A 25,403-nucleotide genomic window follows, 5' to 3' on the forward strand; every position below is an offset into this window, starting at 1 on the left:
GCTCAGAGGTAGTCGACGTGGACGTGCGGGGCGCAGCGGGCGACGGCCTCGCGCAGCTGTCCCCGCAGGGTGGTGGTCGTGGTGCCGACCGGGCGCGGGACGGTGACGGTGACCCAGTCGGGCTGGCGGGGCTCGACGCCCTGGCGGGGGAGCGGCAGCGGGGCGCCCCAGCGCAGCCTGAGGAGCAGTTGCACGTTCGGGCCCTTGGCGACCGGCGGGCGGCTGACGGCGACGACGTCCGTCCACGGGATGGTGACGAGCGGGTCGTCCTTGTGGGTGCCGCGGCGGCTGCGGACGGTGAGTCCGGGCGCCTCGACGGTGACGGTGTGGGGGCGGGCCAGGACGGCCGCGATGCGGAGCGCGAACGCGGCGAGCGCCAACGGCGCCCAGAGCCGCAGGCTCTCCCCGGAGTCGTACTCCGCGTAGTCGGTCTGCCAGGCCCCGAGCGTGACCAGGCCCGCGAACAGTGCGCCGGCCAGGCTCCAGACGAGTCCGGCGAGCTTGCGGCCCGGGGTCGCCTCGAAGACCACGGGGGCGGGCGGGGCGACGGCGGTGGGCGGCACCGGCACCGGGGCGGCGGGTGCCTGCACCGGGGCGGCGGGCGGCGCGGCCGGCGGCCTCGGGACCGCATCGGGGACCGGGGCCGGGGCCGGGGCCGGGTCCGCGACCGGCACCACCGGCGCGTGGACGCGCAGTTCGGCGAGGAGGCCCGGCGCGGTGGGCCGGTCCGCCGGGTCCTTGGCAAGGCAGGAGCCGACCAGGGCACGCAGCCCCTCCGGCACCGCCGACACGTCCGGTTCGCCGTGCACGGCCCGGTAGAGCAGGCTCATCGGCGGGCCCTCGCCGAACGCGCTGCCGCCCGCCGCGTGCACCAGGACCGCGCCGAGCGCGAACACGTCGCAGGCGGGCCCGACCGTGCCCTGCTCGATCTGCTCGGGCGCGAGGAACCCGGCCGTGCCGATCACGCTTCCGGTGTGGGTGAGCCGGGTGTCGTGGAGGGCGCGGGCGATGCCGAAGTCGAGGACCCGGGGCCCGTCGTCGGACATGATGACGTTGCCCGGCTTGAGGTCGCGGTGCACCACCCCGCAGGCGTGGATCGCGGTCAGCGCCTCGGCGAGCGCCGCGCCCAGGGCGTACAGCGCGCCCTCGTCGAACGGCCCGTCCTCGGTCACCGTCCGGTCGAGGTCGCGGCCGGCCACGAAGGCGGTGACCATCCAGGGCGGGGTGGCGTCCGGGTCCGCGTCCACGACCTGCGCGGTGTGGAAGCCGCCGACCTGCCGTGCGGCGGAGATCTCGCTGCGGAAGCGGGCGCGGAAGCCTTCGTCGGCGGCGAGTTCGGCGCGGGCCACCTTGACGGCGACCAGCCGGCCGCCGGGGGAGCGGCCCTGGTAGACCCGGCCCATGCCGCCCTCGCCGAGCCTGCCGGTGATCGCGTACTCCCCGACCTGCCGCGGGTCCTCCGGACCCAGCTCCTGTCGTCCTCGTCCTGACGCGTGCACGGACACACCCCCGAAATGCCGTCGACGGTCCCCGGGGCGAATTCGCCCCGGGGACCGTCATTTTGACGCACTGTCAGCGCGATCGGCACGGTGGCGCCGGCGCCGGTTCCCTTACGGGAAGGTCAGCTTGAAGCTGTTGATGTAGCCGGTGTCGTAGCTGGCCTTGTCCTGGACGCGGAGCTTCCAGGTGCCGTTGGCGACCTCCGAGGAGGCGTTCACGGTGTAGGTCTGCTGGATGTTGTCCGCGCTGCTGCCGGTCCGGTTGTGCAGGTTGTAGACCGAGCCGTCGGGGGCGATCAGGTCGACGACCAGGTCACCGATCCAGGTGTGGACGATGTCCACGCCGACGGAGAGGTTGCTGGGCGCGTTGCCCGTGATGCCCGTGACGTTGACCGAGGAGGTCACCGCCGCGCCGTTGTCCGGGATGTTGACGTTGGTGTCGTTGGTGAACACCGTGCCGCCGGGGGTGCCGCCGCCGGGGCGGGAGCCGACGTTGATGGCGGCCCAGGCGTTCTCGACCGCCGTGACCTCGGCGCTGCCGGCCCCGTAGAGCTCGGTGGCCGCGGCGACCGTACCGGTGCGGGCACCGGCGTAGTTGGTGTTCGAGGTGAACTTGGTGGTGAGCGCCTTGAACCAGATCAGGCGGGCCTTGTCGATGCCTATGCCGGTGACCGGCAGGCCGTCGGAGGTCGGCGAGTCGTAGTTCACGCCGTTGACGGTCTTGGCGCCGCTGCCCTCGGAGAGCAGGTAGAAGAAGTGGTTCGCCGGGCCCGAGGAGTAGTGGACGTCGATGGAGCCGATGCCCGAGTACCACGAGTCCTTGGACGAGCCGTCCTTGCTCGGCTTGTCCATGTAGCGCAGCGGGGTGCCGTTGCCGCGGATGTCGATCTTCTCGCCGACGAGGTAGTCGCCCTTGTCGTTGGCGTTGTTGGCGTAGAACTCGACGGCCGCCGCCATGATGTCCGAGGTGGCCTCGTTGAGGCCGCCGGACTCACCGCTGTAGACCAGGCCCGCGGTGTTGGAGGTGACGCCGTGCGTCATCTCGTGCGCGGCCACGTCGATGGACGTCAGCGGCTTGGTGTTGTTGGTGCCGTCGCCGTACGTCATGCAGAAGCACGAGTCGGACCAGAAGGCGTTGACGTACGCGTTGCCGTAGTGGACCCGGGAGTACGCGCCGACGCCGTCGCCGCGGATGCCGGAGCGGCCGTGCACGTTCTTGTAGTAGTCCCAGGTGAGCGCGGCGCCGTAGTGGGCGTCGGCGCCGGCCGTCTCCTTGTTGGAGGGCAGGCCGTTGCCCCAGGTGTCGGTGCTGTTGGTGAACAGCGTGCCGGTGCCCGACGTACCGCCGTTGAGGTTGTACGTCTTGTGGTTGCCGCGCGTGGTGTCGGTCAGCGAGTACGAGGGCGCGGTGCCGAGGGTCACCTGGCCGCTGTACATCGTGTTGCCGATGCCGGTCTCGATGGCCTGCCACTCGAAGAGCTTGGCACCGGACTTGGCGTCCGTGATGACGTGCAGCTCGTTCGGGGTGCCGTCGTGCTGGAGGCCGCCGACGACGGTCTCGTACGCGAGGACGGGGGTGCCGTTCGCGGCCCAGACGACCTTGCGCGGGGCGCGGTTCGCCTTGGTGGACTTGGCGCCCTCGGCGTTGGCGCGGCCGACGGCCTGCTTCTCGGCGGCGGCCGGGGCGACGGTCGCGGCGGCGACGTCGACCTTGGTGATGTCCGCGCGGGTGGCCTTGGTGACCGAGGTGGTCGCGCCGGCCTTGGTGGCCTCGACGACGAGGTCGCCGCCGAGCACCGGGAGGCCCTGGAAGGTGCGCTCGTAGCGCGTGTAGGTCGAGCCGTCACGGCTCTGGACCACGTCGCGGACGACCAGCTTCTCCTGGGCGCCGAGGCCGAGCCGCTGGGCGGTGGCGGCCGAGTCGGCCTGGGCGGCCTTGATCAGCGCGGCCCGCTGGGCCGGGGAGAGGTCGGCCGGCAGCTTGCCGGGGTTGGCCTTGCCGGCGGCCTGCGCCTGGGGCGCGGCGCCGAGCTGGTCGGCGGTGGCGGTGCCGGTCTGGACACCGACGGCGATCATGGCGGCGGCAGCGATCAGAGCGCCGGTCGCGGTGGCGCGACGGCTGGGCGTGGATCTCACGCAGACTCCTTTTGCGAGGGGGGTACCGGCCGGCTGGGTGGGGACGGCCGGGCAGAGCAAACAGAGCTGTGGAGCACGTGCGGGTGAACGGCTGAACGTGTTTGCGAAGAGCCGGGGAGAGAGTGGCAGGTATGGACACCGGCTGTCAGGAGCGCGTCAACAAGTTGGCCGGAATTCGTCCGATGGCCGAAGGGGCCTGTTCGTTAAGCGGACGTTTCACCGATCATGACGGCGATGCCGTCCAGCGTTCTCCGGAGGCCGAATTCGAAGAGCGACTCCAGGTCGAGCACGAACCCGCCCTCCTCCGTCAGGGCATTCAGGAGAGGGTAGGAACCGGCCGACTGGATCGCGTCGAACCGTGGCTCGTTCTTTTCCATCCACTCGTCGCCCGACAAGCCCGTCTCCTGGCGCGCCTGCTCCTCCAAGTCGTCGGCCATTCCCACCCCTTGGACATACGCGAAGATCGTCAGATGGCTGTGCAGCTTCTGCCCCGCCGTCATCGGCGTGGACCGCAGCGCCGCGAGGATCCACTCCGTGTACGCCATCGCGTGCGGGGCGGCGACCGGCCGCATGAACCCCGCCATGGCGTGCGCCATCCACCGGTGCCGCGTGTACACCCCGCGCAGCCAGCGCGCGCCGCGCTCCAGACCCGTGCGCCAGTCCGCCGGCACCGGCCCCAGCGGGAGCTCCGCGCACACCGCGTCCGTCATCAGGCGCACCAGCTCGCCCTTGCCGGGCACATGGCGGTACAGCGCCGTCGTCGAGACCGACAGCACCGTCGCGAGCCGGCGCATCGTCAGCGCACCGAGCCCCTCAGCGTCGGCCAGTTCGATCGCCGCCGCGACGATCCGCTCCCGCGTCAGATGCGCCGCCGCCGCGGAACGGTCCGCGGGCGGTGCCGCGACCACCGTCCCCACGCCCGGCTCCGGCCGCACCAGACCCTGCCGGCGCAGCGCCGCGAGCGCCTTCGTCGCCGTCGCCATCGCGACCCCCCACTCCCGGGTGATGGCCCGCGTCGACGGCACCCGGTCACCCGGGACGAGCGCGCCGGACCGGATCCGGCGGGCGATCTCGGCGGCGATGGCGAGGTAGGGCGGCTGAGGCGTCACGGCGCGCGAGTGTACTAGTGCGACCGGCACGCCGTACACGGGTGTGACCTGCGATTTTCCGGCCGAGGGGGTGGGGTGCACTAGGGCGGGGTTGGCGGGGTGCGGGACGCCGCTGCTTCCCTCCGGGCATGACGCTCTCCTCACCACGGCGCGCGGACCGTGACGACCGCTCCGACCGCTCCGACCGCGCGGACCGCGACGACTCCGAGCGCGCCGGGCGGCGCGAATGGGTCGCTCTCGGCGTCCTGATGCTGCCGCTGCTGCTCGTCTCCATGGACGTCTCCGTCCTCTACTTCGCGATCCCGTCGATCGCCGCCGAACTCCACCCCGGCGTCAACGCCCAGCTGTGGATCCTCGACATCTACGGCTTCGTGCTCGCCGGACTCCTCGTCACCATGGGCGCGCTCGGCGACCGGATCGGCCGCCGCACCGTCCTGCTCGGCGGGGCGGCCCTGTTCGGCGCCGCGTCCGTCGCCGCCGCGCTCGCCGGGAGCGCGGGCGGGCTCATCGGGGCCCGCGCGCTCCTCGGCGTCGGCGGCGCCTGCCTGATGCCGTCCACGCTCGCGATGATCCGCACGCTGTTCCGTGACGAGGCGCAGCGCGCCAGGGCCGTCACCGTCTGGACCGCCGTCATGGCCAGCGGCATCTCGCTCGGCCCGATCCTCAGCGGCGCGCTCCTCGAACACTTCTGGTGGGGCTCGGTCTTCCTCGTCAACCTTCCCGCCATGGCGCTGCTGCTGCTCCTCGGCCCGCTCCTGCTGCCCGCCTCGCGCGGCGCGGCGGCGGCCGGGCGCTTCGACTGGTTCAGCGCGGTGCTCTCGCTGGGCGCGATGCTGCCGGTGGTGTACGGGGTGAAGGAGTTCGCCAAGGACGGCTGGTCGGGCGGGGCGGCGCTCGCCGTCGCCGCCGGGCTCGGCGTCGGCGCGCTCTTCGTACGCCGCCAGTCCCGCGCCGCCCACCCCATGGTCGACCTCTCGCTGCTCCGCCTCCCGGCGTACGGCGGCGCGCTCCTGGTCAACATGCTCGCCATGTGCGTCACGGTCGGCTTCGCGGTCTTCCTCACCCAGTACCTCCAGTCCGTCCTGGGCCAGAGCCCGTTGGAGGCCGCGCTGTGGAGCCTGGTGCCGAGCGCCGGCGTCATGGTCGCCGCCCCGACGGCCGCGGCGCTCGCGGGGCGGATCGACCGGGCGTACGTGATGGCCGGCGGGTTCGTCGTCGCCGCGGCCGGTTTCGGGTGGCTCGGCCTGGTCGACCTCGGCACCCCGCTGTGGGTCGTCCTCACCGCCTGCGGCGCTTACGCGGCCGGCCTCGTCTCCGCGATGACCCTCGCCAACGAACTCGCCCTGGGCGCCGCCCCCACCGACCGCGCCGGCGCCGCGGCCGCCGTCCTCGAATCCGGCCAGGAACTCGGCGGCGCCCTCGGCATGGGCCTCCTCGGCGCCCTCGGCGCCGCCGTCTACACCGCCTCGATGCCCCCCTGGACCCCGCCCCCGGCCCGCGACTCCCTCGCCGCCGCCCTCCCCTCGCCCGGCCCGGTCCTGGACGCGGCCCGCGCCGCCTTCACCGAGGCCGTCGGCGCGGCGGCCCTGGGCGCGGCCGCGGTCTCGCTCCTGGCGGCGGCCCTGTCGTACGGGCTGCTGAGGAAGCGGACGGGTGCATGACCCGCACGCCGAACGCCCCCGGCCAAAGGCCGCCTTCGGGCGTCCCCGGCGGGGGCGTTCGGTTACCGGTACGGGTACGGGTACGGGCCGTCAGCCGACCAGGCTGTCCCGCCACGCCCGGTGCAGGCCCGCGTAGTGGCCGTCGCCGCGGACCAGGGCGGCGGGGGTGCCGTCCTCGGCGATGTGGCCCGCGTCCATGACGAGGACGCGGTCGGCGACCTCGACCGTGGAGAGGCGGTGGGCGATGACGACCGCGGTGCGGCCGGCGAGGACGGTGTCCATGGCGCGCTGGACGGCGCGTTCGCCGGGGACGTCGAGGGAGCTGGTCGCCTCGTCGAGGATGAGGACGGCCGGGTCGGCGAGGAGCGCGCGGGCGAAGGCCACCAGCTGGCGCTGGCCGGCCGAGATGCGGCCGCCGCGCTTGCGGACGTCCGTGTCGTAGCCGTCCGGGAGCCCCGCGATGAAGTCGTGCGCGCCGATCGCCTTCGCCGCCTGCTCGATCTCCGCGCGGCTCGCGTCCGGCCGCCCGATCGCGATGTTCTCCGCGACCGTCCCGGAGAACAGGAACGCCTCCTGCGTCACCATCACCACCCCGCGCCGCAGTTCCGGCGTCGCCAGGTCCCGCAGGTCGACCCCGTCGAGCAGGACCCGCCCGTCCGTCGGGTCGTAGAAGCGGGCGAGGAGCTTCGCGAGCGTCGACTTGCCCGCGCCCGTCGCGCCGACCACCGCGACCGTCTGCCCGGCCGGGATCGTCAGGTCGAAGCGCGGCAGCACCTCGCCGCCCGTCCGGTACGCGAAGCGGACGCCCTCGAAGACGACCTCCCGCCCCGGCGCCGCCCCGGTCCGCTCCGGCAGCGGGCGCGGCGTCGCCGTTTCCGGGACGCCCGGCTCCTGCGCGAGCAGGCCCGCGATCTTGGCGAGCGAGGCCGCCGCCGACTCGTACGAGTTGAGGAACATCCCGAGCCGGTCGATCGGGTCGTACAGCCGCCGGATGTACAGCACCGCCGCCGCAAGGACACCCAGCTCGAGCGAGCCGTCCACGACCCGCAGCGCGCCCCACAGACACATGCCGGCCACCGCCGTGTTGGCGACGAGCCGCGAGCCGACGACATAGCGCGCCATCTCCAGGATCGCGTCGCCGTTGCTGCGCTCGTGCCGGTCGTTCAGGGCGCCGAACTCCACGTCGTTGGCCCGCTCCCGGCGGAACGCCCGTACCGGCCGGATCCCGTTCATCGTCTCCGCGAACTTCACGATCACCCCGGCGATCGCCGTCGACCGCTTCGCGAACACCACCGCCGTACGCCGCCGGTAGAGCCGGACGAGCAGATACAGCGGCCCGAACGAGGCCACCGCCACCGCACCGATGCCCAGATCCAGCCAGAGCAGCATCAGCGAGATCGAGACGAACGACAGGACGACGCCGATGAGTTCCTGCAGCCCCTCGGAGAGCAGCTCGCGCAGCGACTCGACGTCCGTGGTCGACCGGGAGATCAGCCGGCCGGAGGTGTAGCGCTCGTGGAAGTCCACGCTGAGCACCTGCGCGTGCCGGAAGATCCGCCCGCGCAGATCGAGCAGCACGTCCTGGTTGATCCGGGCCGCCGCGCGCACGAACGCGTACTGCAGCAGCCCGCTGCCCGCCGCACACGCCAGATAGCCGAGCGCCACCGCGATCAGCGGGGCGTGGTTGCCGTCCCGGAAGGCCGGTACGCCCCGGTCGATCGCGTACGCCACGAGCAGCGGGCCCGCCTGCAGCGCCGCCTGCTGCACGAGCAGCACGAGCGCCGCGACCACCACCCGCGTCCGGTGCGCGGCGAGCAGCGAGCGGAGCAGCCGGCCGGTCGCGCCCGGCGCGGTGGGGAGGTCGTCCTGGTCGAAGGGGTCGGGGGCGGGCGTGTCCTTCGTCTTCGGCTCTGCCGCCGCCGTCGACTCGGTGTCCGTCATCGGGCCCCCTCGTACTCGTCCTGCTCATCGGCCGCACCCGACATCAGCCAGGCGTACTCCGGGCTCTCCCGGAGCAGTTCCTGATGCGTGCCCACCGCCGTGATCCGGCCGCCGGACAGCAGCGCGACCCGGTCGGCGAGCAGCACCGTCGACGGCCGGTGCGCCACCACCAGGGCGGTGGTGTCGCGCAGCACCTCCCGCAGCGCCGCCTCGACCCGGGCCTCGGTGTGCACGTCGAGCGCGGAGAGCGGGTCGTCCAGGACCAGGAAGCGGGGTCGCCCGACCACCGCGCGGGCGAGCGCGAGCCGCTGGCGCTGGCCGCCGGACAGGCTGAGCCCCTGCTCGCCGACCTCGGTGGCGGTGCCGTCGGGCAGCCGGTCCACGAAGCCCTCGGCCTGGGCGACGGCAAGGGCGCGCCGCAGCTCCGGCTCGCCCGCCTCCGGTCCCGCGCCCATCAGGACGTTCTCGCCGATGCTCGCCGAGAAGAGGGTGGGGTCCTCGAAGGCCACCGACACCAGCGACCGCAGCCGCTCGCGCGGCATGCGGGTGATGTCCTCGCCGTCGAGCAGGATCCGCCCGCCGGAAAGCTCGTGCAGGCGCGGTACGAGCGCGGTGAGCGTGGTCTTGCCGCAGCCGGTGCCGCCGACCAGCGCCATCGTCTCGCCGGGCCGGACGTGCAGGTCGATCCCGTCGAGCACGGGCGGCGCGTCCGCCGGCGCGTCGGGAAAACGGAACGTGACGCTCTCGAACCGCACCCCGTCCCGCACCCCGTCCCGCACCCCGTCCGCACGTCCCTCGGTGCCCGCCCCCGCATCCGACTCCTCCGCCGCGTCCATCACCTCGAAGTACCGTTCCGTCGCCGTCGCCGCCTCCTGGCTCATCGCAAGGAGGAAGCCGATCGACTCCACCGGCCAGCGCAGCGCAAGGGCCGTCGACAGGAAGGCCACCAGGGTGCCGGCCGACAGCTCGCCGTTCGCGACCTGCACGGTGCCGAGCACAAGCGCCGCGCCCACCGCCAGCTCCGGCAGGAAGGTGATGAGCGCCCAGATCCCGGCGAGCAGCCGGGCCTTGGCCAGTTCCGTGCCCCGCAGCCGCTCGGCCAGGTTCCGGAAGGCCTCCGCCTGGCTGCGGTGGCGGCCGAAGCCCTTGACGATGCGGATGCCGAGGACGCTCTCCTCGACCACCGTCGTCAGATCGCCCACCTGGTCCTGCGCCCGCCGCGCCACCACCGCGTACTTCCGCTCGAAGACCGAGCAGAGGATCACCATCGGCGCCACCGGGGTGAGCAGCACCAGGCCGAGCGTCCAGTCCTGGGCGAGCAGCACCGCGTAACCGACCAGGATCGTCACCGCGTTGACCAGCAGGAAGGTCAGCGGGAAGGCCAGGAACATGCGGACCAGCATCAGATCCGTGGTGCCGCGCGACAGGAGCTGGCCGGAGGCCCAGCGGTCGTGGAAGGCGATCGGGAGGCGCTGCAGCCGCTGGTAGAGCGCGGCCCGCATGCGCGCCTCGACGCCGGCCAGCGGCCGGGCCACCAGCCACCGCCGCAGGCCGAAGAGCAGCGCCTCGGCGATGCCGAGCAGCAGCAGGTAGAGGGCGCCGAACCACACGCCGGCCGTGTCCCGGTCCGTGACCGGCCCGTCCACCAGCCATTTCAGGACCAGCGGAATGACCAGCGACAGACAGGAGGCGACGATCGCGACGAGGGCGGCGGTGAACAGCCGGGCGCGCACGGGCCGTACGTACGGCCAGAGGCGCAGCAGCGAGCGGACGGCGGACCGGTCTTCGGGGGCGGACTCGGCCGGCCGGTCCTTGGCGGGTGCATGTTTCTCGGGCATCAGGCCCGAGCCTAGGGTTCACCCCTGACATCCCTCATGTGGTTTTCCGGCCACCGGCACCACCTCGGTCGGTGGGCGCCCCCGTCCCGTACGATCGCCGCTCGACGATCAAGGGGTGGGGAACATGAGAAACGCGCCGGTCGGACGGGCGGCCCTGCCGCTGCTGCTCGCGGCCCTGGCGGGCTGCCAGTCCGGCGGCGGGGCGGCCACGGACGCGAAGCAGCCGAAGCCGACGGGCACGCCGGTGTACGAGGTCCGGCTCGACGACCAGCTGCAGGCGGCGAGCAAGGCCACCACGGCGTCCGGCTCGTCCGCCTTCACCTGGACGCTGAGCTACGGCTCCGCCAAGGGCACCGCCGTGGACCGGACGACCGGCACACAGGACTACGCGAAGAAGACGGCTCGCGCCGAACGCACCGTGACCGTCCCGCGCCGCTTCCCGGAGGACGCCGCCGGCGACCTCGGTGGCACGCCCGGCGGCCCCGGCGCGCCCGGCACCTATCTGGTCGACGGCAACGACGTCACCTACGAGACGCGCAAGGGCGACTGGCTGCGCTACTCCGCCTCCGCGCCCAAGGAGATGGTCGACTTCTACGACGGCGTCCTCCAGTACGCGGGCGACGCCGCGCCGTACGGGCGGACGCTCGCCGAGGTGGTCCGGCACGCCGACGCGCAGAAGCAGCCCGCCAAGGGCGCCGACGGCAGCCGTACGTACACGCTGAGCGTCCCGCCGCAGACGGCGGCCGCCGCCCTGCCCGTACGGCTCGAGAACGCACTGCTCTACAACGACGACGCCGAGCGCGTGCCGCTGACCGTGGTGCTCGACGGCGAGGGCCGGCTGACCAGCGCCACCGCCGACTACACCCCCGCCCTCAAGGCCCTGCACGATGCCGGCCGGCTGAAGGGCGTGACCTCGCTGAAGGCCGAGTACCGGCTGACCCGGCTCGGCGCCGCGCCCGTGCCGGCGCCGCCCGCGGCGGCGAAGGCGGCCGCCGACGCCGAGAAGGCCGTGACCCCGCTGGCCCAGGTCGCGCCCGGGGCCTGCGGCTCCGCCGACACCGGCCTCGGCGGCAGCCTCCAGGTCGTCCGCGTCGTGCCCTGCGGCGCCGGCGCGGACCTGCGGGTCTTCGGCCAGGTGAAGATCAAGGAGAAGCTGCGCGGGCAGCAGGACCCGGACGCCCTCGCGACGCGCAAGGCCAGGGACAAGTGCGAGCGCGCGTACGGCGCCGCGCCCAAGTCCTGGACGGCGGACGGGCGTCCGGCGGGGGGCTTCTACACCTACGGCTCCGCGGCGAACAGCTACGCCTACGTCGGACCGGACGTCGACGTGGACGGCACCTTCACCTGCTACGTGCGCACCTCGCGGGACTGACTCATCCCCCGACCCGCAGCAGCACCACCGACCGCCCCGCCACCGTCAGCACCTCCCCGCCGCGGTGCGCCGTCGCCGGGGCGGCGGACTGCTCCTCCCGGGCGGTGTCCACGACCAGGTCGTACGACTCCGCCCACGGCGGCCCCGGCAGCCGGAAGTCCACCGGGTCGGGGCCCGCGTGCAGCACGGCGAGGAAGCTGTCGTCGGTGATCCGCTCGCCGCGCGGGTCGCGGCCCGGGATGTCGCGGCCGGAGAGATAGAGGCCGAGGGTGGCGGCCGGGGCGTACCAGTCGGGCTCCGTCATCTCGGTGCCGGCCGCCGTGAACCAGGCCAGGTCGCGCAGCCCGTCCGCGCCCCGCCGGCCGGAGAAGAAGGCGCGGCGGCGCAGCACCGGGTGGCGGTGGCGCAGGGCGAGCAGCCGCCTCGTCAGCGCCAGGAGTTCGGCGCGGCCCGGCTCGTCCGGCAGGGTCCAGTCGAGCCAGCCGGTCTCGTTGTCCTGGCAGTAGGCGTTGTTGTTGCCGCCCTGGGTGCGGCCCATCTCGTCGCCCGCGACCAGCATCGGCACACCGGTGGAGAGCAGCAGGGTCGTCATCAGGTTGCGCAGCTGACGGCGGCGCAGGGCGCTCACCGCCGGGTCGTCGGTCTCGCCCTCCACCCCGCAGTTCCAGGCCCGGTTGTCGTCGGTGCCGTCCCGGTTGCCCTCCCCGTTGGCCTCGTTGTGTTTGCGCTCGTAGGTGACCAGGTCGCGCAGGGTGAAGCCGTCGTGGGCGGTGACGAAGTTGACCGAGGCGTACGGGCGGCGCCCGCCCCAGGCGTAGAGGTCGCTGGAGCCGGAGAGCCGGTAGCCGAGGTCGCGCACATCGGGCAGCGCGCCGCGCCAGAAGTCCCGTACGGCGTCCCGGTAGCGGTCGTTCCACTCGGTCCACAGCGGAGGGAAGGCGCCCACCTGGTAGCCGCCGTTGCCGACGTCCCACGGCTCGGCGATCAGCTTGACCCGGCGCAGGACCGGGTCCTGTGCGATGACGGCGAGGAACGGGGAGAGCATGTCGACGTCGTGCATCGACCGGGCGAGGGCCGCCGCCAGGTCGAAGCGGAAGCCGTCCACGCCCATCTCGGTCACCCAGTAGCGCAGGCTGTCGGTGATCAGCCGCAGCACCTGCGGCTGCACCACGTGCAGGGTGTTGCCGCAGCCCGTGTAGTCGGCGTATCGCCGCGCGTCCGACTGGAGCCGGTAGTAGCCGCGGTTGTCGATGCCCTTCAGGGACAGGGTGGGGCCGAGCTCGCCGGCCTCCGCCGTGTGGTTGTAGACCACGTCGAGGATGACCTCGATGCCGGCCGCGTGCAGCGCCCGCACCATCCGCTTGAACTCGCCGACCTGCTGCCCGGTGGTGCCGGAGGAGGAGTAGGCGGCGTGCGGCGCGAAGTAGCCGATCGAGTTGTAGCCCCAGTAGTTGGTCAGGCCGCGGCGCAGCAGATGGTCCTCGTGCGCGAACTGGTGCACCGGCAGCAGTTCGACGGCCGTCACCCCGAGCCGTACGAGATGCTCGACGGCCGCCGGATGGGCGAGGCCCGCGTAGGTGCCGCGCAGCCGCTCGGGGATGCCGGGGTGGCGGGCGGTGAAACCCTTGACGTGCAGTTCGTAGAGGACGGAGTCCGGCCAGGGCGTCTTGGGCCTGCGGTCGTCCGACCAGTCGTCGTCGTCCTGGACGACCACGCCCTTGGGGACGTACGGGGCGGAGTCCCGCTCGTCGCGGACGGTGTCGGCGACATGCTGCTGGGGCCAGTCGCGGACGTGCCCGTACACCTCGGGCGGCAGGGACGTGTAATCGTTCCCCCGGCCGCCGTCGACCGCCCGCGCGTACGGGTCGAGGAGCAGCTTCGCCGGGTTCCAGCGGGCCCCGGTCCACGGGTCCCAGCGCCCGTGCACCCGGTAGCCGTAGCGCTGCCCGGGTCCGACGCCGGGCACGAAGCCGTGCCAGATCTCATGGGTCAGCTCGCTGAGCGGCAGCCGGATCTCGCTGCCGTCCGCGTCGAACAGACACAGCTCGACGGCCTCCGCCCCGCCCGCCCACAACGCGAAGTTGGTGCCCGCGACCCCGCCCGGCCCCACCCGGCAGCGGGCGCCGAGGGGCGTGGGCGCGCCCGGCCACACCCTCGCCTCCCGCGGCACGCGGGCATGCTGACGTACCGCCTCCTGCTCGGCTGCGCTCGACACCGTCCGGCCTCCCGCGGCTCTCGTACGGGAGGGAGCCGTGTCCCGACCGCCCGGCCGCGTCCCGGCGACCGTCCCCCGTACGTGTTCTCCCACCTGTTCTGCCCGCGCGGGCGCGCTCCCAACATGACCCGTACGCACGTTTCCCCTGGAGGGGGGCCGTCGTTGGTCTGGGCGTGACACTTGTACTGAAGCGGGCGGGGTACGCCCTCGCGGTGGCAGGACTGCTCGTGGGGCTCGCGGGCTGCACCGGAGGGGACGGCGGCGGGGGCATCGACCTGACGCTCCCGGGGAAGGCGCGGGCACCCGGTGACGTCATCCGGGTCAGCCCCGAGGACGGGGCCCGCGCGGTCCCAGCCAGCGGGCCGGTCGAGGTGAAGGTCGACAGCGGGCGCCTGGAGCGGGTGACGGTGGTCCAGGTGGAGGACGCCCAGCGCACCGAGGTGGCGGGGGAGATCTCCGCCGACGGGCTGCGCTGGCGGCCCCGCCCGGACACCCGGCTCGCCCTCGCCGCCAAGTACAGCGTGGACGCGGTCGCGCTCGACGGGCACGGGCGCCGCTCGGCCCGGCACACCACCTTCACCACCGTCGTCCCCGAGCACCGCTTCATCGGCTACTTCAAGCCGGAGAACCGCTCCACGGTCGGCGTCGGGATGATCGTCTCCTTCTCCTTCAACCGGGAGATCGAGAACCGGGCCGAGGTCGAGCGGGCCATCCGCGTCACCTCCGACCCTCCGGTCGAGGTGGCCGGCCACTGGTTCGGCAAGGAGCGCCTGGACTTCCGCCCCGCCGCGTACTGGCGGCCGGGCACCAGGGTCACCGTCGACCTGGCGCTGCGTGACGTCGAGGGCGCGCCGGGGGTGTACGGCATCCAGCGCAAGACGGTCGGCTTCACGGTGGGCCGTTCGCAGGTGTCCCTGGTCGACGCCGAGAAGCACACCATGGAGATCCACCGGGACGGCGCGCTGCTCACCACGCTGCCGATCACCGCCGGGGCGCCGAAGACCACCACGTACAACGGGAAGATGGTGGCGACCGAGCTGTACGACGTGACGCGGATGAACGGGGCCACGGTCGGCTTCGGCGGCGAGTACGACATCAAGGACGTGCCGCACGCGATCCGGCTGACCGACTCGGGCACCTTCCTGCACGGCAACTACTGGGCCTCCGCCTCGACCTTCGGCTCGGCGAACGTGAGCCACGGCTGCGTCGGCCTGCGGGACGTGAAGGGCGGCGGGCCGGACACCCCGGCCGGCTGGTTCTTCGACCGGACCCTCGTCGGCGACGTGGTCGAGGTGGTGAACTCGAAGGACAAGCAGGTCGCCCCGGACAACGGGCTCGGCGGCTGGAACCTCGACTGGGGCCGCTGGAAGGCCGGCTCGGCCCTGGACTGAGCCCTTCCGCGCACCCCTTGCGCACGCCCCCTGCACGTCACAGAACAGCGCACGCCCGCGCCCCGTCCGCCGTATCACGCCAACTGGGACTGAACGGTGACATGTACGAGGAACTTTCGTGTCCTCCGGTGTGATTAATTAACGCCGTGTGCGCGTGAGGATGCGCACGGGGGTGGGGCCCGGGCATCGCCGGGGTCGTGCGAGGGGAGAACACCATAGTGAACGGGCAGCCGATATCCGGATCGACCGCCGGACGACGCCGCCGTGGCGCCCGCCTGGGGGCCCTGGCGACGGGGACGCTGCTCCTCGTCCTGACCGCCTGCGGCGGCGGTGGCACCGACGCCGGTGCGAGCGGGGGCAAGGACGGCGGCGCGAGCGGCGGCGGCAAGCAGGAGAACGCGGCCTCGCAGGCCGTCGTGACGATCGCCCCGAAGGACGGCGCCGACGCGGTCGCCACCAGCGGGGCCCTGAAGGTGACGGCCCAGCAGGGCAAGCTGACCACGGTCACCGTCGCCGACACCGAGGGCCACCCGGTGGAGGGCAAGCTGGCCGCCGACGGCAGCAGCTGGGAGCCGGTGGGCCACCTGTCGGCGAGCACCCAGTACAAGGTGCACGCCATCGCCAAGGACACCGAGGGCCGTGAGTCGGCGAAGGACACCACCTTCTCGACCCTCACCCCGAAGAACACCTTCATCGGCCACTACACGCCGGAGAACGGGCAGACCGTCGGCGTCGGCATGCCGGTCTCCATCAACTTCACCCGGGGCATCACCGACCCGGAGGCCGTCGAGCGCGCCATCAAGGTGACGGCGGAGCCGGCGGTGGAGATCGAGGGCCACTGGTTCGGCAACGACCGCCTCGACTTCCGGCCGGAGGAGTACTGGGCCGCGGGCACCAAGGTGACCGTGCAGCTCAACCTGGACGGCGTCGAGGGCCGCCCGGGCGTCTACGGCAAGCAGAAGAAGACCTTCTCCTTCACCATCGGGCGCCGTCAGGTCTCCACGGTGGACGCCTCCGCGCACACGATGAAGGTCGAGCGCGACGGCGCGATCGTCAAGACCATCCCGATCAGCGCGGGCGCGCCGTCCACGACGACGTACAACGGGCAGATGGTCATCAGCGAGAAGTTCAAGGTGACCCGGATGAACGGGGCCACGGTCGGCTTCGGCGGTGAGTACGACATCAAGGACGTGCCGCACGCGATGCGCCTGTCCGCCTCGGGCACCTTCGTGCACGGCAACTACTGGGGCTCGCCGGGGATCTTCGGCACCACCAACACCAGCCACGGCTGCGTCGGTCTGCGCGACGCCCGGGGCGCCGGGGACTCCTCGACGCCGGCCGCGTGGTTCTACGACCACTCGCTCATCGGTGACGTGGTCGTCGTGAAGAACTCGAAGGACAAGCAGATCCAGCCCGACAACGGCCTCAACGGCTGGAACATGGACTGGTCGGAGTGGAAGGCGTAAGCCCTTTCGTGCGCGTGACGAGGGCCCCGGTGCGGTTGTGACCAACCGCACCGGGGCCCTCCCCGTTAACGGCGGCTAACCTTCCGACCATGACTGTGAACCTCGAAGTCGCCGAAGGCGTCGGCACGATCCGTCTCGACCGCCCCCCGATGAACGCCCTGGACATCGCCACCCAGGACCGGCTGCGCGAGCTGGCCCAGGAGGCGACCGACCGCGACGACGTGCGGGCCGTGATCCTCTACGGCGGCGAGAAGGTGTTCGCGGCCGGCGCGGACATCAAGGAGATGCAGGTCATGGACCACGCGGCCATGGTCAAGCGGTCCTGCGCGCTGCAGGACTCCTTCACCGCGATCGCCCGCATCCCCAAGCCGGTCGTGGCCGCGATCACCGGCTACGCGCTGGGCGGCGGCTGCGAGCTGACGCTCTGCGCCGACTACCGGATCGCCGCGGACAACGCCAAGCTGGGCCAGCCGGAGATCCTGCTCGGGCTGATCCCGGGCGCCGGCGGCACCCAGCGCCTCGCCCGGCTCATCGGCCCCTCCAAGGCCAAGGACCTCATCTTCACCGGCCGCATGGTGAAGGCCGACGAGGCGCTCCAGCTCGGCCTGGTCGACCGGGTGGTCCCGGCCGCCGAGGTGTACGAGCAGGCCCACGCCTGGGCCGCCAAGCTCGCCCAGGGCCCGGCCATCGCGCTGCGCGCGGCCAAGGAGGCGATCGACCAGGGTCTGGAGACGGACATCGACACCGGTCTGGCCGTCGAGCGCACCTGGTTCGCGGGCCTGTTCGCCACCGAGGACCGCGAGCGCGGCATGCGCAGCTTCGTCGAAGAGGGCCCGGGCAAGGCGAAGTTCGTCTAGGCGTTCGACCTCGCGTGAACGGCCCGATCCGGGAGCCTGATCCGGCCGGACCCGGCAGCCCGACCCGGCCGGAACCGGTCGGATCAGGCCGTTCACGACCGCGTTCCGACTGACTTTGGTATATGCCAGAGTCAGTCTCGCGGAATTGTCGATTCCGAGGGGGCGAATCCCCCGGAACGGCCCCGCGCCGGGCCCCGTCCGGCCATGATGGTGGGCATGGCGGGCCTGGAGGGTACGGAACAACCGCGGCAGCGCGGCGGCGCGACCGCCGCCCGGTGGGTGCCGGGCACCGAGGACGAACAGGCCGCGGAAGCACTGAAGTTGTACGGGAATCCGGCCGACGAGGACGCCCGGTTGCCGTCCCGGCCGGAATCCGCCGCGGTCGCCCGCCGGCTCACCCAGTGGGTGATAGTGCGGCACTGGGGCCTCACCCCGCAGATCGCCGAGCACGCCGTGCTGCTGGTCTCCGAACTCGTCGGCAACGCCGTCCGCCACACCGGCGCCCGGGTCTTCGCCCTCCGCCTGCTGCGCCGCCGCGGCTGGATCCGGGTCGAGGTGCGCGACCCCTCGCGCGGGCTGCCCTGTCTGATGCCGGTGCACGAGCTGGACGTGAGCGGCCGTGGGCTCTTCCTCGTCGACAAGCTCTCCGACCGCTGGGGTGTCGACCTCGCGCCGCGCGGCAAGACCACCTGGTTCGAGATGCGGGTCAGCGACCGCTAGGGCCGGGCCTGTGTCGCGGATGCGGTCGCGGATGCCGTCGCGGATGCACGAAAGCCCCCGTCCGGCCCGGGTGGGGCGCGCTGGGGGCTCTCGTGTGGTGCGCCGCGGATTGGGGGGGTGTATCCGCGGCTGCTTCGACGACCTGGCCCGGGTCAATGGGGGTCGTGTCATCGACTATGGCAGACGGGTGGCCTCGACGCCAAAAGTCCCTACCGGGTCAGATCCGGACAAACTGGAATGATTCCTCGATGAATCATTGGTGACCTAGAGCACCCGCCTTGCAAAACATGAATAACTATGGGGTTCATCGGGTGTTTCCTCGGCCCGTCCGCATGGTGGACGGCTGATCGCGACCCGCAAACGTCCTGAATCGGCTCAATCGTCATCTTTCGGACCTGTCCGCCTTTAAATGGTCCCCGTGATGCCGACCGACCGCCGCGGTGCCCTCCGGGCGGGCGCGGCCACCGCCCTCGCGGGGGCCCTCGCCACCGCCTGCGGCACGGAGCCCCGCCCCGCCCCGAAGACCGAGCGGCCCGCCCACGCCGCGCCCGTCGCCGCCCCCGCGCCCCGCCGCTGGCCCGGCCGGCCCGCCGAGATCGCCCACGGGCCCCGCGACCGGCCCCGCGTCGCCCTCACCTTCCACGGCCAGGGCGACCCCGCGCTCGCCCGCGCGATCCTCGACGGCGCCGAGCGGGCCGGCGCCCGGATCACCGTCCTCGCCGTCGGCAGCTGGCTCGACCAGCACCCCTCGATGGCCCGGCGGATCCTCGACGGCGGCCACGACCTCGGCAACCACACCCAGCGCCACATCGACATCAGCGCCATGACCGAGGACGAGGCCTTCGCCGAGATCGACGCCTGCGCCGGCCGGCTGCGCCGCCTCACCGGCTCCGTCGGCAGCTGGTTCCGCCCCTCCCGTACCCCGCACGCCACCGAGACCGTGCTGCGCGCCGCCCGCCGGGCCGGCTACCCGCACGCCCTCTCGTACGACGTCGACTCCCTCGACTTCACCTCGCCCGGACCGGCGGCCGTCGTCGCCAACGTCACCGGACGGATCACGCCCGGCTCGGTGGTCAGCCTGCACTTCGGCTACCAGGACACCGTCGCCGCGCTGCCCCGCCTCCTCGCCGACCTCGACCGCCGCGGCCTCTCCGCGGTCACCACCACGGAGCTGCTGAGCTGATGCCGATTCCCTCGACCCCGTCCCCGTATCGCCGCAACAAGGCCGTCCTCGCCGCCACCGCCACCGCCCTGCTGCTCGGCAGCCTCGCGGCCTGCGGCAGCCCCCGGCCCGCGACCCCGCACCCCAGCGCCGCCACCACCAAGGCCGCCGTGCCCAGGCCGGCCGCGGCGCCCGCCGGACTGCCCGGCATGCCGCCGCTGCTCCAGCCGGACGACATCTACGCCGCCGACCGCCCGAACGCGCTCTCCCCGGTCGTCAAGGGCTTCCCGTCCCGGGTCTACGTCCCCAACACCAACTCCAACACGGTCTCCGTCATCGACCCCGCCACCTACAAGGTCATCGAGACCATCCCGGTCGGCAACCAGCCGCAGCACGTCGTCCCCTCCTGGGACCTGAAGACCCTCTGGGTCAACAACGACCGCGGCCACACCCTCACCCCCATCGACCCCGCCACCGGCGTCGCCGGCAAACCGGTCGAGGTGCACGACCCGTACAACCTGTACTTCACCCCGAACGGCAAGTACGCCGTCGTCATGGCCTCGCTCGACCGCGAGCTGGTCTTCCGCGACCCGCACACCATGGAGCGCAGGAAGACCGTCCCGGTCACCTGCTACGGCGTCAACCACGCCGACTTCTCCGCCGACGGGCGCTACTTCGTCGTCTCCTGCGAGTTCTCCGGCGAACTCCTCAAGGTCGACACCGAGAAGATGGAGGTCGTCGGCCAGCAGAAGCTGCCCCTCGAAGGCGCCATGCCGCAGGACGTGAAGCTCTCCCCGGACGGCAAGACCTTCTACGTCGCCGACATGATGGCGCACGGCATGTGGGTACTCGACGGGGACAGGTTCACCACCCCGACCCTGCTGCCCACCGGCAAGGGCTGCCACGGCCTCTACGTCTCCCGCGACTCCAAGGAGATGTACGTCTCGAACCGCGGCGAGGGCACGATCTCGGTCTTCGACTTCACCAAGAACGCCCTCACCAAGAAGTGGAAGCTGCCCGACGGCGGATCCCCCGACATGGGCGGGGTCTCCGCCGACGGCAAGGTGCTGTGGCTCTCCGGCCGCTACGACTCCGAGGTCTACGCGATCGACACGACGAGCGGGAAGCAGCTGGCCCGCATCCCGGTCGGCAGCGGCCCCCACGGCCTCGCGGTCTACCCCCAGCCGGGCCGCTACTCGCTCGGCCACACCGGAGTGTTCCGTTGACGGCTCAGGCGGCGATCAGCAGCGCCTCCGAGCCCACCGGGCGGTAGCCCGCCGCCTGGAAGACGCGGACGCTGCGGGCGTTGCCGGGGGACTGCTGGGACCACACCACCGGGTCCGGGGTGAGATGGCGGGCGGCCGTGGCCAGGGCGCGGCCCAGGCCGCGGTGGCGGGCGTCCTCGTCGACCTCGATCGCCACCTCCACCCGGCCCGCCACGCCCCGGCCCAGGGTCACCAGACCGCCGTCGGTGACCCACACCCGTACCTCGTCGCGGTACTTCAGCGCCCGGGCCACCCGCGGATGGTCCTGGTCGTGGATCTCCCGGAGCGCGAGCTCCGGCGGGCCGGGCAGCGCGTCCGCGACCGTCATCAGGTCGATGGTGTTCATCGAACGGCCGGTGCGGGCCGTGAGCGCCGTAAGGAAGCGCGGGGTCATGCTCGCCACCAGCGGGTCCGTCGAGGCCCGGGCGAGCTCCGCCCGGATCCACTCCGGGTCCTCGTCGAGGAAGACCACCGAGTGCGCCGTGAAGGAGAGCACCCCCGCGTCCCGGCCGCTCGGCTGCGGCAGCACCGTCGTCGAACCGTCCGGCGGCGGGAACTCCCCGCGGGCCGCCGCCGCCAGTATCTCCGCCATCTCCGCCACGTCGCTGTTCATGCCCCCATCATCGGCCACCGGGCCGCCCGCTAATCTGGCCCCCGACATCAAGCACCATGAAGGGGCGGAAGCAGTGGCGGACATCGAGTCGGCACGTACGGCATTCAACAAGTTCGACGTGGACGGGGACGGCTTCATCACGGCCGCCGAGTACAAGCACGTCATGGCCGAGATGGGCGACTTCTACACGACCGAGACGGTCGCCGAGGCGCTCATCAAGCAGCGCGACGACAACGGCGACGGCAAGCTCTCCTTCGAGGAGTTCTGGTCCCACCTCAGCAAGGCCTGAGCCAGGGGCTGACCCCGCTCGGGGCGCGGGCGGGCGGCTCCGTACGACCATGCGTACGTACGCGAGTTGCCGCCCGTCCGGCCCCCGGTAACGATCATTCGGTGAGCCTCCCCGGACCCCTCGGCACCCCGATCCGTCTGACGGCAGCTGTTCTCGCCCTCATCGGCGTCCTCACCGTCGCCCTCCTCGGCGTCTCGCTCGCCCAGACGGGCACCGGCGAGCTGGAGATCCCCGCCGCCGGCACCATCACGCTGCTGCGGCTCCTGGTCCTCACCGCGCTCGCCGTCCAGATCGGCGAGCTCGCCGGCGTACGCCTGGCCGGCGAGGGCCCGCTGCCCCGCCGCTGGTCCGTCCCGGCCGCCGCCACCGGCGCCGCCGCCTCCGCGGGCATGCTCGTCCTCCTCGGCCGGCTCAGCGGCCTCAGCCTCGGCACCGTCTACGGGCTCCGCGAGGGCCGGCTCCTCCTCGTCACCACCAACGCGCTCGCGCTCGCCGCGCTGTGCGCCGCCACCCGCCGCCCCGCCCTCGCCCTCGGGCCGCTCGCCGTCGCCGTCGGCGCCGAGGCCATGCGCGCCCACCCCGAGGCGTACACCCCGGCGATCGGCGTCAGCCTCACCGTCGTGCACCTCACCGCCGCCTCCCTGTGGTGCGGCAGCCTCCTGTACGTGCTGCGCACCATGCGGCTGCGCGGCGGCGGCCAGGACGTGCTGATGCGGTACGCGCGGATGGCGGCCTGCGCGTTCGCCGCCCTCTGCGTCACCGGCACCTTCTCCACCCTGCGCCGGCTCCCGCTCGACGGCGTGCTCTCCACCGCGTACGGCCGGGTCCTGCTGGTCAAGCTCGCGCTCTTCGGGCTCACCGCCCTGCTCGCCCTCACCGCCCGCCGCCGCATGCTGCACGGCGCCGACGCCCGCCCCCCGGCCCGGGTCGAACTGGGCGTCCTCGCCCTCGTGGTCCTCGTCTCCGCCCTGCTCACCGTCGTCCCGGACCCGCACTGGCTGCTGCCCTAGCGGACGGCCCGGGGCGGCGGCGGCCTCAGCACTCGATGATGTTCACCGCGAGCCCGCCCCGCGCGGTCTCCTTGTACTTGACCGACATGTCCGCGCCGGTCTCCTTCATGGTCTTGATGACCTTGTCGAGGGAGACCAGGTGGCTGCCGTCGCCGCGCATCGACATCTTCGCCGCCGTGACGGCCTTGACCGAGGCCATGCCGTTGCGCTCGATGCAGGGGATCTGGACGAGGCCGCCGACCGGGTCGCAGGTCAGGCCCAGGTTGTGCTCCATGCCGATCTCGGCGGCGTTCTCCACCTGCTCGGGGGAGCCGCCGAGGACCTCGGCGAGGGCGCCGGCGGCCATGGAGCAGGCGGAGCCGACCTCGCCCTGGCAGCCGACCTCGGCGCCGGAGATGGAGGCGTTCTCCTTGAAGAGCATGCCGATGGCGCCGGCGGCGAGGAGGAAGCGGACCACGCCGTCCTCGTCGGCCCCGGGCACGAAGTTCATGTAGTAGTGCAGGACGGCCGGGATGATGCCGGCCGCGCCGTTCGTCGGGGCGGTGACCACGCGGCCGCCCGCCGCGTTCTCCTCGTTCACGGCCATCGCGTACAGAGTGATCCACTCCATCGCGTGGGTGGTCGGGTCGCCCTCGGAGCGCAGCTTGCGGGCCAGGGTCGAGGCGCGGCGGCGGACCTTCAGGCCGCCCGGCAGGATGCCCTCGCGGGACATGCCGCGCGAGACGCAGGCCTGCATGACCCGCCAGATCTCCAGGAGGCCGGCGCGGATCTCGTCCTCGGTGCGCCAGGCCTTCTCGTTCTCCAGCATCAGCGAGGAGATCGACAGGCCGGTCTCCTTGGTGAGGCGGAGCAGCTCGTCGCCGGTGCGGAAGGGGTACTTCAGGACGGTGTCGTCCGGGATGATCGGGTTCTCGCCGGCCACCGCGTCCTCGTCCACGACGAAGCCGCCGCCGACCGAGTAGTACGTCTTCTCCAGGATGAGCGCGCCCTCGGCGTCGTACGCGAAGACCGTCATGCCGTTGGCGTGGTACGGCAGCGCCTTGCGGCGGTGCAGGATCAGATCGTCGTCGAAGGAGAACGGGATCTCGTGCGCGCCGAGCAGGTTGATCTTCCCGCTCGCCTTGATCCGCTCGAACTCGTCGTCGGCGTTCTCCACGTCGACCGTGCGCGGCGAGTTGCCCTCCAGGCCGAGCAGCACCGCCTTCGGGGTGCCGTGGCCGTGGCCGGTCGCGCCCAGCGAGCCGTACAGCTCCGCCCGTATCGACGCGGTGTGGGCGAGCAGGCCCTCGTTCTTCAGCCGGCGGGCGAACATGCGGGCCGCGCGCATCGGGCCCACCGTGTGGGAGCTCGACGGGCCGATGCCGATCGAGAACAGGTCGAAGACCGAGATGGCCACGGGGGACTCCTTGTGGGGCTAGACGCCGTTGTCTGCCGGGGTGGTGCAGAACGAGCCGGAAGAGCGGGGAGGGGCGGTGAAGCGGGGAGGGCGGTAATGCGGTGGGGCACCGCGCTCACTGTCCAGTGTGCGCGGTGCCCCGGAGCTGTCGTACGAACAAAGCCGCAACTAAATCGTACGAAATTACTTCAGGCCGGGGTACAGCGGGTGCTTGTCGGCCAGCGCCGTCACCCGGGCCTTCAGCGCCTCGGCGTCGAAGCCGGGCTTCAGGGTCTCGGCGATCACGTCGGCGACCTCGCGGAAGTCCTCGGCGTCGAAGCCGCGGGTGGCGAGGGCCGGCGTGCCGATGCGCAGGCCGGAGGTGACCATCGGCGGGCGCGGGTCGTTCGGAACGGCGTTCCGGTTGACCGTGATGCCCACCTCGTGCAGCCGGTCCTCGGCCTGCTGGCCGTCCAGCTCCGAGTTCCGCAGGTCGACCAGGAGCAGGTGCACGTCGGTGCCGCCGGACAGCACGGACACGCCGTGCTGCTTGACGTCGTCCTGCACCAGGCGCTCGGCGATGATCCGGGCGCCGTCCAGGGTGCGCTGCTGGCGCTCCTTGAACTCCTCCGAGGCCGCGACCTTGAAGGAGACGGCCTTGGCCGCGATCACGTGCTCCAGCGGGCCGCCCTGGAAGCCGGGGAAGACCGAGGAGTTCAGCTTCTTCGCGAACTCCTTCTTCGCCAGGATGATGCCGCCGCGCGGGCCGCCGAGCGTCTTGTGCGTGGTGGAGGTCACCACGTCCGCGTACTCGACCGGGTTCGGGTGCAGACCGGCCGCGACCAGGCCCGCGAAGTGGGCCATGTCGACCCACAGGTAGGCCTCGACCTCGTCGGCGATCCGGCGGAACTCGGCGAAGTCGAGCTGACGCGGGTACGCCGACCAGCCGGCGATGATCACCTTCGGGCGGTGCTCCTTGGCGAGGCGCTCGACCTCGGCCATGTCGACCAGGCCGTGCTCGTCCACGTGGTACGCGACCACGTTGAACTGCTTGCCCGAGAAGTTCAGGCGCATGCCGTGGGTGAGGTGGCCGCCGTGCGCCAGGTCGAGACCGAGGATCGTGTCGCCGGGCTGGGCGATCGCGAACAGCGCGGCCTGGTTGGCGGAGGCGCCGGAGTGCGGCTGCACGTTGGCGTACTCGGCGCCGAACAGGTCCTTGATCCGGTCGATCGCGATCTGCTCGGCCACGTCGACGTGCTCGCAGCCGCCGTAGTAGCGGCGGCCCGGGTAGCCCTCGGCGTACTTGTTGGTGAGGACGGAGCCCTGGGCCTCCATGACCGCGACCGGAGCGAAGTTCTCCGAGGCGATCATCTCGAGGGTGGACTGCTGGCGGCGGAGCTCGGCGTCGACGGCGGCGGCGACGTCCGGGTCCAGCTCGTGGAGAGGGGTGTTCAGAAGCGACATGAAGCGATCCCTGGGGGTCT

At 72.5% G+C, this 25,403-nt stretch carries 19 protein-coding genes; 10 read left to right on the forward strand and 9 right to left on the reverse strand.

The annotated features are described in order from the left end of the window. Positions 1-2 precede the first annotated feature (2 nt). From JAO84_RS25840 to JAO84_RS25850, 3 genes are all read right to left on the reverse strand, one after another. Complete coding sequence (locus JAO84_RS25840) at positions 3-1,499, reverse strand: serine/threonine-protein kinase (protein WP_370414979.1); 1,497 nt, start codon at positions 1,497-1,499, stop codon at positions 3-5. 111 nt (positions 1,500-1,610) lie between these two features. Beyond that, a complete protein-coding gene (locus JAO84_RS25845; RefSeq protein ID WP_370414980.1) occupies positions 1,611-3,635 on the reverse strand; it encodes a M4 family metallopeptidase in 2,025 nt (674 codons plus the stop codon). A gap of 203 nt (positions 3,636-3,838) precedes the next feature. Then, positions 3,839-4,744, reverse strand: coding sequence for a TetR/AcrR family transcriptional regulator C-terminal domain-containing protein (locus JAO84_RS25850; RefSeq protein ID WP_370414981.1), 906 nt, complete (start codon positions 4,742-4,744; stop codon positions 3,839-3,841). Positions 4,745-4,992: 248 nt separating this feature from the next. Between JAO84_RS25850 and JAO84_RS25855 the strand changes: the two genes are divergently transcribed. Beyond that, positions 4,993-6,405 carry an MFS transporter gene (locus tag JAO84_RS25855; protein WP_370416868.1) on the forward strand — a complete coding sequence of 471 codons (1,413 nt, stop codon included), beginning with the start codon at positions 4,993-4,995 and terminating at the stop codon, positions 6,403-6,405. Positions 6,406-6,495: 90 nt separating this feature from the next. Here the strand turns inward: JAO84_RS25855 and JAO84_RS25860 are convergent, their stop codons facing one another. Both JAO84_RS25860 and JAO84_RS25865 read right to left on the reverse strand, forming a co-directional pair. Further along, positions 6,496-8,346 (reverse strand): ABC transporter ATP-binding protein, encoded by a 1,851-nt coding sequence (locus JAO84_RS25860; protein WP_370414982.1) that lies wholly within the window; start codon positions 8,344-8,346, stop codon positions 6,496-6,498. Further along, positions 8,343-10,184: an ABC transporter ATP-binding protein gene (locus JAO84_RS25865; protein WP_370414983.1), complete on the reverse strand. Its 1,842-nt coding sequence runs from the start codon at positions 10,182-10,184 to the stop codon at positions 8,343-8,345. Before JAO84_RS25865 ends, JAO84_RS25860 begins: the two co-directional genes overlap by 4 nt. A 124-nt stretch (positions 10,185-10,308) precedes the next feature. On the opposite strand from JAO84_RS25865, the gene JAO84_RS25870 reads away from it, so the two are divergent. Then, on the forward strand, positions 10,309-11,556 hold the full coding sequence (locus JAO84_RS25870; RefSeq protein WP_370414984.1) for a hypothetical protein: 1,248 nt from the start codon (positions 10,309-10,311) through the stop codon (positions 11,554-11,556). A gap of 1 nt (position 11,557) precedes the next feature. Here JAO84_RS25870 and glgX read toward each other — a convergent pair whose 3' ends face one another. Beyond that, positions 11,558-13,771: a glycogen debranching protein GlgX gene (gene glgX / locus JAO84_RS25875; RefSeq protein ID WP_370414985.1), complete on the reverse strand. Its 2,214-nt coding sequence runs from the start codon at positions 13,769-13,771 to the stop codon at positions 11,558-11,560. Positions 13,772-13,944: 173 nt separating this feature from the next. Here glgX and JAO84_RS25880 point away from each other — a divergent pair, with 173 nt between their 5' ends. The 6 genes from JAO84_RS25880 to JAO84_RS25905 all read left to right on the forward strand — a co-directional run bounded on the left by JAO84_RS25880 (position 13,945) and on the right by JAO84_RS25905 (position 20,593). Continuing rightward, a complete protein-coding gene (locus tag JAO84_RS25880; RefSeq protein ID WP_370414986.1) occupies positions 13,945-15,162 on the forward strand; it encodes an Ig-like domain-containing protein in 1,218 nt (405 codons plus the stop codon). A 218-nt stretch (positions 15,163-15,380) separates the two neighbouring features. Next, complete coding sequence (locus JAO84_RS25885; RefSeq protein WP_370414987.1) at positions 15,381-16,628, forward strand: Ig-like domain-containing protein; 1,248 nt, start codon at positions 15,381-15,383, stop codon at positions 16,626-16,628. A gap of 89 nt (positions 16,629-16,717) precedes the next feature. Further along, entirely contained in the window at positions 16,718-17,485 is a 768-nt protein-coding gene (locus tag JAO84_RS25890) for an enoyl-CoA hydratase/isomerase family protein (protein WP_370414988.1), read from the forward strand. Positions 17,486-17,701: 216 nt separating this feature from the next. Then, a complete protein-coding gene (locus tag JAO84_RS25895) occupies positions 17,702-18,205 on the forward strand; it encodes an ATP-binding protein (protein WP_370414989.1) in 504 nt (167 codons plus the stop codon). Positions 18,206-18,626: 421 nt separating this feature from the next. Then, positions 18,627-19,388 carry a polysaccharide deacetylase family protein gene (locus JAO84_RS25900; protein WP_370414990.1) on the forward strand — a complete coding sequence of 254 codons (762 nt, stop codon included), beginning with the start codon at positions 18,627-18,629 and terminating at the stop codon, positions 19,386-19,388. After that, entirely contained in the window at positions 19,388-20,593 is a 1,206-nt protein-coding gene (locus JAO84_RS25905) for a YncE family protein (RefSeq protein WP_370414991.1), read from the forward strand. The genes JAO84_RS25900 and JAO84_RS25905 overlap by 1 nt, the downstream gene beginning before the upstream one ends. Positions 20,594-20,597: 4 nt before the next feature. Here JAO84_RS25905 and JAO84_RS25910 read toward each other — a convergent pair whose 3' ends face one another. After that, the gene (locus JAO84_RS25910; protein ID WP_370414992.1) at positions 20,598-21,245 is read right to left on the reverse strand and encodes a GNAT family N-acetyltransferase; all 648 of its coding nucleotides are present in this window, start codon (positions 21,243-21,245) and stop codon (positions 20,598-20,600) included. A 73-nt stretch (positions 21,246-21,318) separates the two neighbouring features. Between JAO84_RS25910 and JAO84_RS25915 the strand changes: the two genes are divergently transcribed. Together JAO84_RS25915 and JAO84_RS25920 are read left to right on the forward strand one after the other, a co-directional pair. Further along, positions 21,319-21,534 carry an EF-hand domain-containing protein gene (locus JAO84_RS25915; RefSeq protein WP_370414993.1) on the forward strand — a complete coding sequence of 72 codons (216 nt, stop codon included), beginning with the start codon at positions 21,319-21,321 and terminating at the stop codon, positions 21,532-21,534. Between the two features lie 101 nt (positions 21,535-21,635). Continuing rightward, the gene (locus tag JAO84_RS25920) at positions 21,636-22,544 is read left to right on the forward strand and encodes a CopD family protein (RefSeq protein ID WP_370414994.1); all 909 of its coding nucleotides are present in this window, start codon (positions 21,636-21,638) and stop codon (positions 22,542-22,544) included. A gap of 25 nt (positions 22,545-22,569) precedes the next feature. Here the strand turns inward: JAO84_RS25920 and JAO84_RS25925 are convergent, their stop codons facing one another. Both JAO84_RS25925 and glyA read right to left on the reverse strand, forming a co-directional pair. Then, the gene (locus tag JAO84_RS25925; RefSeq protein WP_370414995.1) at positions 22,570-23,940 is read right to left on the reverse strand and encodes an L-serine ammonia-lyase; all 1,371 of its coding nucleotides are present in this window, start codon (positions 23,938-23,940) and stop codon (positions 22,570-22,572) included. 183 nt (positions 23,941-24,123) lie between these two features. Continuing rightward, on the reverse strand, positions 24,124-25,383 hold the full coding sequence (gene glyA / locus JAO84_RS25930) for a serine hydroxymethyltransferase (RefSeq protein WP_370414996.1): 1,260 nt from the start codon (positions 25,381-25,383) through the stop codon (positions 24,124-24,126). Positions 25,384-25,403: the final 20 nt, after the last annotated feature.

The organism is Streptomyces fradiae, from assembly GCF_041270065.1.
GTDB lineage: Bacteria > Actinomycetota > Actinomycetes > Streptomycetales > Streptomycetaceae > Streptomyces.

Excerpts from the sequence above, each read along its gene's own strand:
- JAO84_RS25905 (WP_370414991.1), top strand. The coding sequence starts at position 19,388 with ATGCCGATTCCCTCGACCCCGTCCCCGTATCGCCGCAACAAGGCCGTC.
- JAO84_RS25900 (WP_370414990.1), top strand. The coding sequence starts at position 18,627 with ATGCCGACCGACCGCCGCGGTGCCCTCCGGGCGGGCGCGGCCACCGCC.
- JAO84_RS25860 (WP_370414982.1), bottom strand. The coding sequence starts at position 8,346 with ATGACGGACACCGAGTCGACGGCGGCGGCAGAGCCGAAGACGAAGGAC.
- glyA (WP_370414996.1), bottom strand. The coding sequence starts at position 25,383 with ATGTCGCTTCTGAACACCCCTCTCCACGAGCTGGACCCGGACGTCGCC.
- JAO84_RS25870 (WP_370414984.1), top strand. The coding sequence starts at position 10,309 with ATGAGAAACGCGCCGGTCGGACGGGCGGCCCTGCCGCTGCTGCTCGCG.
- JAO84_RS25895 (WP_370414989.1), top strand. The coding sequence starts at position 17,702 with ATGGCGGGCCTGGAGGGTACGGAACAACCGCGGCAGCGCGGCGGCGCG.
- JAO84_RS25855 (WP_370416868.1), top strand. The coding sequence starts at position 4,993 with ATGCTGCCGCTGCTGCTCGTCTCCATGGACGTCTCCGTCCTCTACTTC.
- JAO84_RS25865 (WP_370414983.1), bottom strand. The coding sequence starts at position 10,184 with ATGCCCGAGAAACATGCACCCGCCAAGGACCGGCCGGCCGAGTCCGCC.
- JAO84_RS25910 (WP_370414992.1), bottom strand. The coding sequence starts at position 21,245 with ATGAACAGCGACGTGGCGGAGATGGCGGAGATACTGGCGGCGGCGGCC.
- JAO84_RS25890 (WP_370414988.1), top strand. The coding sequence starts at position 16,718 with ATGACTGTGAACCTCGAAGTCGCCGAAGGCGTCGGCACGATCCGTCTC.